A 14,253-nucleotide genomic window follows, 5' to 3' on the forward strand; every position below is an offset into this window, starting at 1 on the left:
ATAAAAAAGCGGATGCCGGTTGAAAACGCCGGAATTTCCTTTCATTTGCTCGCGAGCGGCTTGACTGTTAAGTCTCGTCTGACTATAGAACCGCAACTTTCCAATCATGGCCAGTTGGATTGCCACCCCGGTTTTTGCCGGTGGCGAGCCAGTGGTGAAACAGACGAAACGAAATAGGTGTACCCATGTCCCGTGTATGCGAATTGACCGGCAAGGGCGTCCAGACGGGCAACAACGTCAGCCACGCCAACAACAAGACCAAGCGCCGGTTCCTTCCGAACCTTTGCCAGGTTACGTTGATCTCCGATGCTCTCGGCCAGCGTTTCCGCCTGCGTGTTTCCGCAGCCGCTCTGCGCTCCGTTGAACACCGTGGCGGCCTCGATGCCTTCCTTCTGAAGTCCGGCGAAAACGAACTGAGCATGCGCGCTCGTCTCCTGCGCCGCCAGATCGCCAAGAAGACGGCTGAAGCTGCTTAATAGCAGTTTCGACATCATCGACATTCGGAAGGCTTGACTGGCTTTGGCCGCTCAAGCCTTTTGCTTGTTTAATCCGGTTCCAACTGGTGGCATCACCCAGGATAAAAAAATGCTCTACCTGCGCTATACGCTTATCTATGTCGTGCTGATGACCCTCGTGGTCGTTGCGTCCAATATTCTGGTGCAATATCCGCTTTCCGGTTCGCTGTTCGGCATCAATCTCGGCGACCTGCTGACCTGGGGTGCCTTCACCTATCCAATCGCCTTCCTTGTCACGGACCTGACGAACCGCCAGTTTGGCCCATCCATCGCGCGCCGCGTCGTGCTTGCGGGCTTTGTCGTCGGGGTCACGCTGTCCTTCTGGACATCCATTCCACGCATTGCAGTCGCCTCTGGGACGGCTTATCTGATCGGTCAGCTGCTGGACATTTCCGTGTTCAACCGCCTGCGCCGCCAGCGCTGGTGGCATGCGCCGCTGGCCGGCTCCATGCTGGGTTCGGTGCTGGATACGGCGCTCTTCTTCTCCATCGCCTTTGCGGCAAGCTTCTCCTTCTTCGGCCCCAACGATGCCTTCGCCATCGAAAACGCTCCCATCCTCGGTGTCTTCGCCGTGGAAGCGCCCCGTTGGATTTCATGGGCCCTGGGTGATCTTTCGGTGAAGGTTCTCGTCGGCCTTGTCATGCTCCTGCCTTACGGCGCGCTGATGAACACGCTGAAGCCGATGCCGGGCGCCGTCAAAACCGGCCGCGTTTGAGACCGTCAAGCGCGGATCAAATCGCGCTTGCAAGCCAGCCGTCAGCATTGCAGTCTGTCGTCCGTGGCACAGCGCGGAGGCAGGTAGACATGCAGATCAAGGACGTTATCGACATTGTAGAAGCCGCCAGCGCTACGCTTTCAGGCTCAACCTTCAATGACGTCAATCTTTCCGGCACGGTCTTCGACAACGTCAATCTTTCCGGGGCGAGCTTCAACAATATTAATTTGTCGGGTGCGTCGTTCACGGATAACAACATGTCCGGCTGGTCGATCGATGACGTCAATTTTTCCGGTCTGAAACTGAGCAACTCAAATCTGTCCGGTGCGCAGATAACGTCATGCCGAATGACCGGCATGAAGATCGACGGCATTCCCGTCGAGGATTTGATGGCTGCCTACAAGGCGGCACAGCAGCAGACTTGATTTTACTCCACTAGTCTGAATTCCAGCATCAGGTTGCGCTGGAGGAAAGAGTGGTTGTCATCAGAAATGATGACGAGGCGCGTCGAACCATCCGGCCCCTTCACCACATCCATGCCTTCCATATTGTCGATCTGGTAGGCCATGCCGGCTTCCATGAGGATTTCACCATCCACCACCGCGCCCGGCCGGATATCAGCACCGTGTATGCGGCGGATGCGCATGCCGACGCCTTCGGCAAAATTGAAGCGGCGCTCGAGCAGCAACAGGTCGCCATTGGGCAGGAATGCGCCATCAGTCACGTCGAACGAGGGATGGTGGGTAACCGCGAATGTGCCTTTCAGCGGCCCCTCAAGGACCGCGGCGAGAAGATTGCCGTCCGCATCAATGCTTTTCTCCGCAACGACGACGAGAGCGCCCGCGAGCGGCGAATCGGCTGGCGAGACCGCCAGCGCCTCCATGCCGCCATTGTGGCGCAGCTCATTATTGGGAATGAGATGCGGCAGACGGCCAAGTGGCTTTGAGGTGGCAAAGCCCGGATCGGGATAGATATCGATCCTGTGGCGTTGCTCGTAACTGACGAAAACCCTGCCGCCGCGGAGCGCCAGCCCTTCCGCATCCATCTCCATCTTGCGCGGCGGTTCGCGGCCGTTCATGTCCAGCATCGGGGTAATACGGACTTCAGCAAGACCAGACAGCGCCCCGACAGCGTCACGTGTCACCCTACCGGTCAGCCAGTGGCCGGTATCCAGCACCGCAACGAAGTCTTCCCCGTTGGGGCGGAACCGAATGGAGGAGATAGCGCCGAACAACTTTTCCGGCGCACTCATCACCATGCCGCCAATGAATTCCAGCTTGCCGAAACGTTTTTCGCTGGTGCCGACCTCGAAACCGGAGAGCTGACGGACGCTGACCGGCACATCGATGGCGGACGCGCCAATGGAAACCGGACAAAGCGATACGGCCGCCAGAATGGCGGCCATCAAGAGCGTTTTGCGGGCGGAGGACGCCCCGCCCTGCTTATCCCGCACGACGGACCCTGCGGGACGAACCGGCAGCGCCGCTCGTATCTTCAAAGAGCGCCGCGAGCTGTTCGGTCATCGCGCCAGCCAGCTCGTCCGCATCCACAATGGTGACCGCGCGGCGGTAATAACGTGTCACGTCATGACCGATACCGATTGCCAGCAGCTCCACCGGCGAACGCGTTTCGATCTGCTCGATAACGGCGCGCAGGTGCCGCTCCAGATAGTTGCCCGGATTGACCGACAGGGTTGAATCGTCCACCGGCGCACCATCAGAGATCATCATCATGATCTTGCGCTGCTCGGGGCGGCCGATCAGGCGATTATGCGCCCACATCAGCGCCTCGCCGTCGATGTTTTCCTTGAGCAAGCCTTCGCGCATCATCAGGCCGAGATTGCGCCGTGCGCGCCGCCACGGCGCATCCGCCGACTTGTAGATGATATGGCGCAGATCGTTAAGGCGGCCCGGCGAAGCCGGCTTGCCGCTGGCGAGCCATTGCTCACGCGATTGCCCGCCCTTCCATGCCTTGGTGGTGAAGCCCAGAATTTCCACCTTTACACCGGAGCGCTCCAGGGTACGCGCGAGAATATCGGCGCAGGTGGCGGCAACCGTGATCGGACGGCCGCGCATCGAACCGGAATTGTCGATGACCAGCGAAACCACGGTATCGCGGAATTTGGTGTCCCGTTCCTTCTTGAAGGAGAGCGGCTGCATGGGATCGATGATGAGCCTGACGAGGCGGGCCGGATCGAGATAACCCTCTTCCAGATCGAAATCCCAGGAACGGTGCTGCTGCGCCATCAGGCGGCGCTGCAGACGGTTCGCCAAACGCCCCACAGCGCCCTGCAGATGAGCAAGCTGCTTGTCGAGGAAGGCGCGCAGACGGTCAAGCTCGGCCTCGTCGCACAGTTCCTCGGCGTGGATTTCCTCGTCGAATTCCTGCGTGAAGATGCGGTAATCGACTTTCTCGTTGAAATCATCGAAAGGGCTGTTGGGACGGCGGGTCTCGCCAGGCGTTTCGGAATCCTCGTCGAGATCGTCGGACATTTCCTCGTCCGACATCTCGGCGCCGTCCATCTCGCCTTCTTCCATTTCCTCCTGCGAGGCCTCGTTCTCATCGGCGGGCGTCGCGTCGGAGCCGGCCTCTTCCTCAACCTGCTCTTCTTCGGTCTCGTTGGTGCGCGGCTGGTCCTCGTTGGATTCCGCTTCCTGGCTTTCCGGCTCGTTATCCTCGTCGCCGAAATCCTCCGCCATCTGCATGGAGGTCAGCATCTTGCGCACAAGACGCGAAAACGCCTTCTGGTCGCCGATCACCTTGGAAAGATCGTTCAGGTCGCCGGCAGCCTTGTCCTCGATGAAGTCGCGCCAGAGGTCGAGAACCTTGCCGGCACTTTCCGGCGGCTTTTCGCCTGTCAGCTTCTCGCGCACCAACAGCGAAACGGCTTCGGCAAGAGGAGCATCATCCTGTTTTGTAATACCGGCAAAATTCGCCTTGGCGTATTTTTCCGTGTTCATGGCATGGATATTGGAAGCCATGCCCGGCATCCGCAGCGCACCGATCGATTCAACGCGCGCCTGCTCTACCGCATCGAAGATCAACCGCGCTTCAGCGCCCTGCGGCGACATCACCGCATGGGTATCCGCATCGTGGCAGGCGAGACGCAGCGCCATGGAATCGCCGAGGCCGCGGGTTATCGCGATTTCCTGCGCGGTGGGTTTCTTGGAAATTTCCGGCAGGCGCATGCGCTCGCCGGCAAGACCCGGCCGTTCATTGGCGAAAACGACTTCGACTTCGGCATCGCCAGCGACGGATCGCACGCATCCGGCAATCGCCTGACGCAACGGTTCCGTATCGACCGCCGTACCCGGTTTCGCTCTGGAATTGTCGCCGCGCGCTGCCATTGTCTTTCCTGTCGATTGTCGACGCCTGCGGCCCACGCATCTCTGGGTGCGCGATCCGCCGGCGTCCTTAAGTCATGGATGATCTTTTCCGGGCAAGCCGGGAACGATCAGGCGCTGAGAACGATGTTCGCAGCGCTTTCCTTCAGCTCGACGCCAAAGGCCCGCTGATACTGTTCGGCCACCAGCGTGCGCTCCAGCTCGTCGCACTTGTTGAGGAACGTCACGCGGAAGGCAAAGGCGAGATCGCCGAAGATTTCCGCATTTTCCGCCCAGGTGATGACGGTACGCGGGCTCATGACGGTGGAGAGATCGCCATTGATGAAAGCCGAACGGGTAAGATCCGCCACGCGCACCATCTTGGAGACGGTTTCGCGTCCCTTCGGATTGTCGAAGCTCTTCACCTTGGCGGCGATGATGTTCACTTCCTGCTCATGCGGCAGATAATTCAGCGTGGTGACGATGGACCAGCGGTCCATCTGCGCCTGGTTGATCTGCTGCGTGCCGTGGTAAAGGCCGGTCGTATCACCAAGGCCGATGGTGTTGGCGGTCGCGAAAATGCGGAAGGCCGGATGAGGACGGATAACGCGGCTCTGGTCAAGCAGGGTCAGGCGGCCAGACGATTCCAGCACGCGCTGGATCACGAACATCACATCCGGGCGACCGGCATCATATTCATCGAAGACAAGCGCGACATTGTGCTGGTAGGCCCAGGGCAGGATGCCGTCCTTGAATTCGGTAACCTGTTTGCCGTCTTTCAGGACGATGGCGTCCTTGCCGACGAGATCGATACGGCTGACATGGCTGTCGAGGTTGACGCGCACGCAGGGCCAGTTGAGACGGGCAGCCACCTGCTCGATATGGGTGGATTTACCCGTGCCGTGGAAACCGGAGACCATGACACGTCGGTTGTGAGCAAAACCGGCAAGGATCGCGAGCGTCGTGTCGCGGTCGAAAAGATAGTCGGGATCGAGATCAGGCACATAGGCGTCGCCCTGGGAATAGGCGGGAACCCGCAGATCCGTATCAATGCCGAAAACCTCCCGCACGGACACCGTCGTGTCGGGCAGGTTGGAAATATCAAGGTCGATTTTGCTCATCACGTCTCCAAGGCGGGCGGCAGCCACCCGGCCACATCATCAATCAGGCGGTAAACACAGAAGTTGGCTTAGCAGAAACCTGACTGCTTTAACAATTGATATGCTTGAACAACAGCCCGAAAACGTTCTTCCGAACCACGATCGCCACCATTAGCATCAGGATGGTGCTTTTTGACAAGCTCCTTATAGCGCCTTTTTATGTCTTCCTGCTTTGCACTGGAAGAAAGTCCGAGCGTATCGAAGGCTTTTGCCTCCAGCGTCTTCAATTTTCGGTCCTGCTGCATGCGGGTGCCGCCTGCCTTCGAGCCACCCGCGAAACCGCCGGCAAAGCCGAAAGGATCACGGATACGGGCATTGCCGCTCGCCGTGCCGGAGCGCAGCGTGGAATGCAGCGGGCTGTCGCGGGCGGTCTTGTTGACGCCAACCGTCCAGGTGGGGCGATGGCCGGTGATCGCTTCCTTCTGGTAACGGGCGATCTCGCTGTCGGACAGGCCGGAAAAATAATTATAGCCTTTATTATATTCCTTCACGTGCTCAAAACAGAACAGGAAGAATTGCCCCTCGGCATTGCGGCCGACGGGTGCCCGGTGAATGCCCGGCTTGTCGCATCCGTCCCACTGGCAGGTTGGGGCCTGAACCTCAGGTTCCCGCTCCCTTTTCCGGCGCGTGCGGATGCGGTCGAAATATTTCGAATCCAGTTTCATGATGCCCTGATTATGGGGTGCGAAAAGCCGCACAACAAGAATTGACAAAGCGGAATGTTACAGGCTTTTAGGGAGCCCCCTTCAAAGACCGGCAAACAGTATTGGAGCCCTTCGAATGTCTCTGCGAGAGCGCATAGAAACCAAGCTTCGGGAAAGCTTTTCACCGGAGCGCCTGAGGGTCGTCGATGAAAGCCAGATGCATGCGGGCCACCAGCCGGATATCACAGGTACCGGCGAAACGCATATGCGTGTTCAGATAGTGTCGGAGAGCTTTTCCGGCAAGTCCCGCATCGAACGGCACCGGGCAATCAACGCGCTTTTGAAGCCCGAACTCGATGCCGGGCTGCATGCTCTGGCGATAGAGGCAGCGGCACCGGGGGAAGCGGTGCGGTTTTAAGTAAAGGTTGTCATCAGAACCGAGAGCAAGCCCCCTTACCCGGCCCTTCGGCTACCTTCTCACCGGCGGAGAGAAGAAACCGGGCGGCAACGCCTTGCTCAACGCGCCAGCAACTTTTCCCCGTAGAGCATTGCCAAAACAGCTTGTTCTTTTCCCCGCCGGGGAGAAGTGCCGGAGCGAAGCCAGGCGATGAGGGGGCGCTCTCACCGTACCTCTCAGCGCCAGTTCACCCCGGATGCTTCTCCGACAGGAAGGACTGCACCTCGGATGCCGCAACGTCATCCGCCACGAAGGACTGGCCAATGCCGTGGGTGAGGATGAAGGTGAGCTTGCCGCCCTTGACTTTCTTGTCCTGCGCAATTGCCGTCATCAGCGTTTCGACGGGCGGCAATTCTCCAGGAATATCTTTTATCGTGGTCGGCAGGCCGACTGCCTTCAGGTGCGCTTCGACGCGCGCGGCATCGTCAGGACTTGCGAGGTTCAGGCGGGCAGAGAACTGGTGCGCCAGCACCATGCCGATGGCGACACCTTCACCATGCACCAGCCGCTTGCCGTCGTAATTGGTCGCCGCCTCCAGTGCGTGACCGAAGGTGTGGCCGAGATTCAGAAGGGCGCGTACGCCGTTTTCCTTTTCGTCGGCCACCACCACGTCTGCCTTGGCCTGGCAGCTGGTCGCAATCGCCTGGATGCGGGCAGGGCCGCCGGTACGGATGTCGTCCCAATTCTTTTCCAGCCAGAAGAAAAAATCCGGCTTGTCGATCAGGCCGTATTTCACCACTTCGGCGTAGCCGGCGCGGAATTCGCGCGGACTGAGCGTATCGAGCACCGCCGTATCCGCCAGCACCAGATCAGGCTGGTGGAAGACGCCAATGAGGTTCTTGCCGTGGCGGGTGTTGATGCCTGTCTTGCCGCCGACGGAGGAATCGACCTGCGCCAGAAGCGAGGTCGGTATCTGCACGAAACGTACGCCGCGGCGGACGATACCGGCTGCAAAACCGGCGAGATCGCCGATCACGCCGCCGCCAAGCGCGATTACCGCATCATTGCGCTCCACCCTTGCGGCTAGAACCGCATCGCAGACAGTGACGAGATGCTCGAAGCTCTTGGTCTTTTCACCGGCCGGCAGGGTCAGGGAAACAGCCTCGATGCCGTCCGTCTGCAGTCCATCCATCAAGCCTTCAAGGTAGAGCGGCGCGACATGCTCATCGGTGATGATCGCCGCGCGCCGGCCCCTCAGCCGCGCCGAGATTTCGCCGCCCGCCCGGCCGATGAGGCCGGGCCCGATCAGAATGTCATAGGCGCGCTCGCCGAGCGGCACATGGACGAGACGTTCATCGGCGTGGATTTCAGAAGGCGTCATGGGAATCAGTCTTTCTGTTCGATGCCGGCAATGGCGGCCAGCACTTCGGTCACGATGATTTCCTTGCGGACATCACGGGATTCGATGGTGAGATCTGCTTCCGAATAGATCGGATAGCGCTTCTCCATCAGGGCCGCCAGCGTGGCCCTGGGGTTTTCGGTCTTGAGAAGCGGGCGGTGATCACGCTTGTTCACCCTCTCCCACAACACCTCCAGATCCGCCTTCAGCCACAGCGAAATCCCACCACGGCTGATGTGCCGGCGCGTATTGTCGTTTATGAAGGCGCCGCCGCCAGTTGAGATGACCTTGGGCCCGCCGCGCAGCAGCCGCTTGATGACCCGCGTTTCCAGCGCCCGGAATTCTTCTTCACCATAGGTGGCAAAAAGTTCTGATATCGTCATGCGCGAAACCCGTTCGATTTCGACATCCGTATCGATGAAGGGAACCCTGAGCTGCTGGGCAACCATGCGGCCTATCGCCGACTTTCCGGCGCCCATCAGTCCGACAAAGACGATATTGCGCCGTCCGAGTTTTGCCCGCGCTTGCTCCCCGAGTGTGGCCGGGACGGATAAATTCGTTTCGCTCATAAATTTGAAAGCCCGTTTGGCATGGATATCTGCAAATGTTTACGAAGCGTCAAGCCAAATTGCTGACTGAATTGCGGTGAATCACAATGATCGCCGCATGCGGCGGCGACAGTGGCAGGCTTTTTCAGCTTGCCGCCGGTTTCGCCGCACCGCATATACGTTTCGATCGCCACCTTCACGGAGCCGCCATGCCCACCCTCTTCCGCTTCACGATGATACTGGCGACCATCGCGGGGCTGGTCTATGGCGGCATGGTGCTGCTTGTCATGGTCGTTCAGCCCCGCGACCGCGAAGTAACGGTGCGCATTCCCTCGGAAAGGCTGAACCCACCGGGGGCAGAACCGGCAAGGCGCACCCCATGAGCGGTCAACCGGCGGGGGGGCGCGACAGCGCGCGGCTGGAGAGTTTTCTGGAGATGATGAGCGCCGAGCGGGGTGCAGCCGCCAACACGCTCGCATCTTACGAGCGTGATCTGACGGACCTGCGCGAGTTCCTTGGGAGCCGCCGCCAGTCTCTGACAGAAGCCGCCACATCGGACCTTTCCGCCTATCTGACCCATCTTTCCGCGCAAGGCTTCGCTGCGACCTCGCAGGCGAGACGCCTCTCATCCATGCGGCAGTTTTATCGCTTTCTTTATTCGGAAGGCCTGCGCAGTGACGACCCGACCGGCATCATCGATGCGCCCAAGAAGGGCGTTGCCCTGCCGAAAACGATGAGCGTCGCCGATGTAAACCGTCTCCTCGGGCTTGCGGCGCAGGAAGCGGCAACCGAAGGTCCCGGCCAGCTCGCGCGCATCCGCATGCATCTGCTGCTTGAGCTTCTTTATGCGACCGGCATGCGTGTCAGCGAACTCGTCTCGCTTCCGGTTAAAGTGCTGCGTCAGGAAGGACGTTTCCTGATGATCCGCGGCAAGGGTAACAAGGACCGGATGGTTCTTCTTTCCCGAACGGCCATCGAGGCCATGGAAAAATATGAAGCCGCCCTAAAGGCGCTTGCCTCAGAAAATGGCAAGGCAACGAAAAAGGCCGAAGCGACGGATAGCCCGTGGCTCTTCCCATCCAACAGCAAGGAAGGCTATCTGCCCCGTCAGGTCTTCGCCCGCGACCTCAAGGACATCGCCATTCGGGCCGGGCTGCACCCCTCGGCAGTGTCACCGCATGTGCTGCGCCACGCCTTCGCCAGCCACCTCTTGCAGAACGGTGCGGATTTGCGCGCGGTGCAGGAACTGCTCGGCCACTCCGACATTTCCACGACACAAATCTATACACATGTGCTGGAAGAACGCTTGCAAGAGCTGGTACAAACACATCACCCCCTTGCCAAACAGGGCAAAAACCTTGATTAGAGCGACCGGAACCGCCGGATAATCCGGTCAAACCTTGCGCAAAACGATCGGAAACGGATCTCATGCACAATTATCTCGACTTCGAAAAACCTATCTCGGACCTTGAGGGCAAGATCATCGAGCTGAAGAAGCTTGCCGATGAAGACGAGAGCATAGACACCTCGGAGGAGATCAACCGCCTGGAATCGCGCGTCAACGATGCGATGCAGGACATCTATTCCAAGCTGAACGCCTGGCAGAAAACGCAGGTCGCGCGTCATCCGCAGCGTCCGCATTTCGTCGATTACGCCAAGGCGCTGTTTACGGACTTCACGCCGCTTGCCGGCGACCGCAAGTTCTCCGAAGACGCCGCCATACAGGCCGGCCTTGCCCGTTTCAACGGTCAGCCAGTCGCAATTATTGGCCAGGAAAAGGGCAATGACACCAAGAGCCGGCTGAAGCACAATTTCGGCAGCCCGCGCCCGGAAGGTTACCGCAAGGCTATCCGCGTGCTGGAATTGGCCGACCGCTTCTCGCTGCCTGTCGTCACGCTTATCGATACCGCAGGCGCCTACCCCGGCGTGGGTGCGGAAGAGCGCGGCCAGGCTGAGGCCATCGCCCGCTCGACGGAAATGTGCCTGAACGTGAAGGTGCCGATCGTCTCCGTCGTCATCGGCGAAGGCGGCTCGGGCGGAGCCATCGCGATTGCCACCGGCAACCGCGTCTACATGCTGGAACATGCAATCTACTCTGTAATCTCGCCGGAAGGTGCGGCATCCATCCTCTGGCGCGATTCGACCCGCGCCAAGGAAGCCGCGACCAATATGAAAATCACCTCGGAAGATCTGAAGTCGCTCGGCGTCATCGATGGTATCATTCCCGAGCCGATCGGTGGCGCGCATCGCGCGCCGGAAACCGTGATCAGCGCGACAGGCGACGTTATCGCCAAGGCGCTGGCCGATCTTTCCCAGCGCTCGGGCACGCAGCTTAGGGCCGAACGCCGCCAGAAGTTCCTGGATATCGGCCGTAATCTCTGAGGCGGCCTTAATTTCCGCCGCTATCGCCCCAACTCGGCCATAGTCCGGTCACATCAAAAGATGGATCGGCGGCCGCGGGGGCGGATCCGATTTGAGTTAAGAAGATGTAAACGGTTAATACCGTATTTAAATTGCACACGGAACGGTATAGAACTGCCGCCACTTCGTGCCATCGTCTTTCGGATCAGATCATGCGTTTGACACATTTTGCACTTCTTGCCTGTACCGCGCTCGTTCTCGCCGGTTGTAACGATACACTCGAAACCGTCGAACGTGATGTGTCGCACATCAAGAACAAGGTTGATTACCCGCTGTCTCCGTCCATTCTGGCCGAGATCGACAAGAAGGGCATGGACCGCACGTCGCCGATCATGATCCGTATCTTCAAGGAAGAAGGTGCGCTGGAAATCTGGAAGGCCAAGCGCGATAACCGTTTCGACAAGATTGCCGAATATCAAATCTGCGCATGGTCGGGAAAACTCGGCCCCAAGGTCAAGGAAGGCGACCGGCAGGCGCCGGAAGGTTTCTACAACCTGACGCCAGCCCATCTCAATCCGAATTCGAAATATTACCTCGCGATCAATACCGGCTTCCCGAACCGCTACGATGCTGCCAATGGCCGCAACGGCACCAACCTGATGATCCATGGCGCCTGCTCATCATCAGGCTGTTATTCGATGACGGATGCGCAGATTCTTGAAATCTACGGTTTTGCCCGCGATGCCTTCAAGGGCGGCCAGAAGACAGTTCAGCTGCAGGCATTTCCTTTCCGCATGACGGCGGAAAACATGGCCCGTCATCGCAAGAGCGAGCACCTCGAATTCTGGAAGATGCTGAAGGTTGGTTACGACAATTTCGAAGTCACCAAACGTCCGCCGGAAGTGAATGTCTGCGAGAAGAAATATGTCTTCAACCAGCAGGCGGAAGGCGGCAGCTTCAACGCTTCGGCTCAGTGCCCGCCCATGAGCACGCCGCCTGCACTCGTCAGCGCGCTTTCGAGCTATGAGAAGACCTACGATCTCGCCTATGAAAAGGCGATGAAGAAATATGAAGGCATGGCCTGGTACGACCCGAGCGAAGCCGAGCGCAAGGCGCTGGTGGCCGAAAAGCGCAAGGGCCGCGAACCCGCCTATGCCCCGACGGGCTCGGCGCTGAAGGCCGGCAAGCTGATGAAGGAAACGGAATATGCCGCGCTGATGGAGAAGAAGGCGCAGCAGGTGACATCGTCTTCGCCAGCGACCACCGCAACCGCCTCGGCGCTGCGTGGCCCTCGCCCTTCGGCTAACCAGCCGGCCACGGCGCCGCAATCGAACCCGGCACCAGCTGCCCCGACAATGGTTGCCTCGGCTACGCCTGCAGCAGGCCAGACTGGCGCTGCTGCCCAGAGCGTTCCGGTGCCAGCCATGAACCCGCTTGCCTATTCCGCAGCCCCGGCGCCGGAAGCACCGGAGAAGAAGCCCTTCTGGAAGTTCTGGGCCAAGGAATGACCGCAACAAGCGAGATCATCTTTGATTTGAGGGGGCTTAAATGCCCCCTTCCGGTTTTGAGAAGCCGCAAGAAACTTGCAACGCTGAAGACGGGGGATGTTCTCACCGTCGAGACGACCGATCCTTTGGCGGTGATCGATATTGCACATATGTGCAATGAGGATGGGCATCGTCTGGTGGAGACGACGGCGCTGGATAAGGGCCATCGGTTTCGGATTATGAAGGGGCCGTAATACACGGCGTTTCAACGTTCTCGTCCGTGGTTACCCCCCTCTGTCCTGCCGGACATCTCCCCCTCAAGGGGGGAGATCGACAAGCGGCTTGCTCCGATCATCTTTATCGATGCAGTAGCCCGAAATGTAGAGCTTGTGAGAAAACGAGCGGCCGCAGCAACTGATCTCCCCCCTTGAGGGGGAGATGCCCGGCAGGGCAGAGGGGGGTAAGCCACTCCTACCGACCTACGCCATCACCGCGCGACCTAAAACCGCAACCCCGAAACCGCCAAAGGATTATCCGTCAGTGCCTGCCGGTCAGGTCGATCGATACCCAGCGCGCTGGTGAAGGCAGCGAAGAGGTCCTTTACGAAAGCCTCCGGCAAATCCTTCGTAATCAGCACCATGCGCGTGCGCTGATCAGCGGGGTCCGGCCAGGCGGAAAGACGCTCCGGCGCGTGAAAAATCGTCTGCACGCCATGGAGCACCAACGGCCTGTCCGGATTGTCCGTGAGCTTTACGATGGCCTTCATGCGCAGAAGCTTTTCACCATGCGCCGAGCGCAGCAAATCCACAAACATGTCGATGGCCATTGGGCTTATCGGCTCGTCGTGTATGATCGAAAAGGAACGAATGGATGCATCGTGGCGGTTCACGTCGTGGTCATGGTGGTGGTGGTGATCATCGTGGTCGCCGTGATGGTGATCATGTGCATGATCATGGTGGTGGTGATCGTGCAGCGCCTCTTCGCCTAACCAACGGCTGACATCGGCAGTTTTATTGCCGGCATCGTAAAGGCCGTTATTGAGCAGATAAGCTGCGCTCCAGTCGGTTTTGTCACCGTCCTCGATGATCGCGCGCGGATTGAGCGCCTCTAGGCGGGCAGTCAATGCCGCAATCGTGGCGTCATCGGCGAGCGCTCGTTTCGTCACCACAAGACGATCGGCCACAGCCACCTGTTTCACGGCTTCCTGATGATTGTCGAGTGTGGAGAGGCCATTCACGGCATCCACCACAGTGACCATGCCAACCAGCACGAAATTCTGCGCAATGACGGGGTTACCCATGACTGACTGCATGACGGGAGCGGGATCGGCAAGGCCGGTCGTTTCGATGACCACGCGCTTCACCGGCTTCAGCTTGCCGGTCTGGATACCGTCCATCAGTTCCGCCAGCGTGTCCACCAGTTCGCCGCGCACGGTGCAACAAAGGCACCCTTCCGCCAGTTCTATAATGCCCTCGCCCGCGCTTTCGACCAGCATGTGATCGATGCTGACATCGCCGAATTCATTGATGATGATCGCTGCGTCGCTCATGTCAGGATCCTTGAGGAGCCGATTGAGCAGAGTCGATTTTCCGGCGCCGAGAAATCCGGTGATAATGGAAACCGGGATACGATCGCGAGACATGTCTGGCCTGTATGTTGATTGCCGCTTTGGGAAAGTCAGTTCAGGACGTAAAACCCGCAACG

General features: G+C 59.2%; 16 protein-coding genes. 9 read left to right on the plus strand and 7 right to left on the minus strand.

Annotated features, from left to right (window positions below; all coding sequences use genetic code 11):
• Positions 1-185: 185 nt before the first annotated feature.
• The 3 genes from rpmB to K7A42_RS24765 all read left to right on the plus strand — a co-directional run bounded on the left by rpmB (position 186) and on the right by K7A42_RS24765 (position 1,655).
• On the plus strand, positions 186-476 hold the full coding sequence (gene rpmB, locus K7A42_RS24755) for a 50S ribosomal protein L28 (RefSeq protein WP_003509888.1): 291 nt from the start codon (positions 186-188) through the stop codon (positions 474-476).
• A 109-nt stretch (positions 477-585) separates the two neighbouring features.
• A complete protein-coding gene (locus tag K7A42_RS24760; RefSeq protein WP_282456072.1) occupies positions 586-1,230 on the plus strand; it encodes a queuosine precursor transporter in 645 nt (214 codons plus the stop codon).
• An 89-nt stretch (positions 1,231-1,319) separates the two neighbouring features.
• Positions 1,320-1,655 (plus strand): pentapeptide repeat-containing protein, encoded by a 336-nt coding sequence (locus tag K7A42_RS24765; RefSeq protein WP_006697146.1) that lies wholly within the window; start codon positions 1,320-1,322, stop codon positions 1,653-1,655.
• A gap of 2 nt (positions 1,656-1,657) precedes the next feature.
• On the opposite strand, the gene K7A42_RS24770 is transcribed toward K7A42_RS24765, so the two are convergent.
• The 4 genes from K7A42_RS24770 to K7A42_RS24785 all read right to left on the minus strand — a co-directional run bounded on the left by K7A42_RS24770 (position 1,658) and on the right by K7A42_RS24785 (position 6,378).
• On the minus strand, positions 1,658-2,635 hold the full coding sequence (locus tag K7A42_RS24770) for an esterase-like activity of phytase family protein (protein ID WP_282456144.1): 978 nt from the start codon (positions 2,633-2,635) through the stop codon (positions 1,658-1,660).
• 37 nt (positions 2,636-2,672) lie between these two features.
• On the minus strand, positions 2,673-4,577 hold the full coding sequence (gene cobT / locus K7A42_RS24775; protein WP_282456073.1) for a cobaltochelatase subunit CobT: 1,905 nt from the start codon (positions 4,575-4,577) through the stop codon (positions 2,673-2,675).
• A 107-nt stretch (positions 4,578-4,684) separates the two neighbouring features.
• On the minus strand, positions 4,685-5,674 hold the full coding sequence (cobS, locus tag K7A42_RS24780; RefSeq protein WP_004445672.1) for a cobaltochelatase subunit CobS: 990 nt from the start codon (positions 5,672-5,674) through the stop codon (positions 4,685-4,687).
• 68 nt (positions 5,675-5,742) lie between these two features.
• Positions 5,743-6,378, minus strand: coding sequence for a J domain-containing protein (locus K7A42_RS24785; RefSeq protein WP_004445673.1), 636 nt, complete (start codon positions 6,376-6,378; stop codon positions 5,743-5,745).
• Between the two features lie 115 nt (positions 6,379-6,493).
• Between K7A42_RS24785 and K7A42_RS24790 the strand changes: the two genes are divergently transcribed.
• Positions 6,494-6,775, plus strand: coding sequence for a BolA family protein (locus K7A42_RS24790; RefSeq protein ID WP_004445674.1), 282 nt, complete (start codon positions 6,494-6,496; stop codon positions 6,773-6,775).
• A gap of 226 nt (positions 6,776-7,001) precedes the next feature.
• On the opposite strand, the gene aroB is transcribed toward K7A42_RS24790, so the two are convergent.
• Both aroB and K7A42_RS24800 read right to left on the minus strand, forming a co-directional pair.
• Positions 7,002-8,135, minus strand: coding sequence for a 3-dehydroquinate synthase (gene aroB / locus K7A42_RS24795; protein WP_044459155.1), 1,134 nt, complete (start codon positions 8,133-8,135; stop codon positions 7,002-7,004).
• 5 nt (positions 8,136-8,140) lie between these two features.
• Positions 8,141-8,722: a shikimate kinase gene (locus K7A42_RS24800; protein ID WP_004445677.1), complete on the minus strand. Its 582-nt coding sequence runs from the start codon at positions 8,720-8,722 to the stop codon at positions 8,141-8,143.
• A 188-nt stretch (positions 8,723-8,910) separates the two neighbouring features.
• On the opposite strand from K7A42_RS24800, the gene K7A42_RS24805 reads away from it, so the two are divergent.
• The 5 genes from K7A42_RS24805 to K7A42_RS24825 all read left to right on the plus strand — a co-directional run bounded on the left by K7A42_RS24805 (position 8,911) and on the right by K7A42_RS24825 (position 12,803).
• On the plus strand, positions 8,911-9,084 hold the full coding sequence (locus tag K7A42_RS24805; RefSeq protein ID WP_034497628.1) for a hypothetical protein: 174 nt from the start codon (positions 8,911-8,913) through the stop codon (positions 9,082-9,084).
• Positions 9,081-10,067 carry a site-specific tyrosine recombinase XerD gene (gene xerD / locus K7A42_RS24810; protein WP_044459154.1) on the plus strand — a complete coding sequence of 329 codons (987 nt, stop codon included), beginning with the start codon at positions 9,081-9,083 and terminating at the stop codon, positions 10,065-10,067. Before K7A42_RS24805 ends, xerD begins: the two co-directional genes overlap by 4 nt.
• Before the next feature lie 62 nt (positions 10,068-10,129).
• Positions 10,130-11,083, plus strand: a complete 954-nt coding sequence (locus K7A42_RS24815) for an acetyl-CoA carboxylase carboxyltransferase subunit alpha (RefSeq protein WP_004445681.1) — start codon at positions 10,130-10,132, stop codon at positions 11,081-11,083.
• A 191-nt stretch (positions 11,084-11,274) separates the two neighbouring features.
• The gene (locus K7A42_RS24820; RefSeq protein ID WP_006697153.1) at positions 11,275-12,570 is read left to right on the plus strand and encodes a L,D-transpeptidase family protein; all 1,296 of its coding nucleotides are present in this window, start codon (positions 11,275-11,277) and stop codon (positions 12,568-12,570) included.
• Positions 12,567-12,803 (plus strand): sulfurtransferase TusA family protein, encoded by a 237-nt coding sequence (locus tag K7A42_RS24825; RefSeq protein ID WP_282456074.1) that lies wholly within the window; start codon positions 12,567-12,569, stop codon positions 12,801-12,803. The genes K7A42_RS24820 and K7A42_RS24825 overlap by 4 nt, the downstream gene beginning before the upstream one ends.
• 245 nt (positions 12,804-13,048) lie before the next feature.
• On the opposite strand, the gene K7A42_RS24830 is transcribed toward K7A42_RS24825, so the two are convergent.
• A complete protein-coding gene (locus K7A42_RS24830) occupies positions 13,049-14,191 on the minus strand; it encodes a CobW family GTP-binding protein (protein ID WP_282456075.1) in 1,143 nt (380 codons plus the stop codon).
• Positions 14,192-14,253: the final 62 nt, after the last annotated feature.

Source organism: Agrobacterium sp. InxBP2 (assembly GCF_026191755.1).
Lineage (GTDB): Bacteria > Pseudomonadota > Alphaproteobacteria > Rhizobiales > Rhizobiaceae > Agrobacterium > Agrobacterium pusense.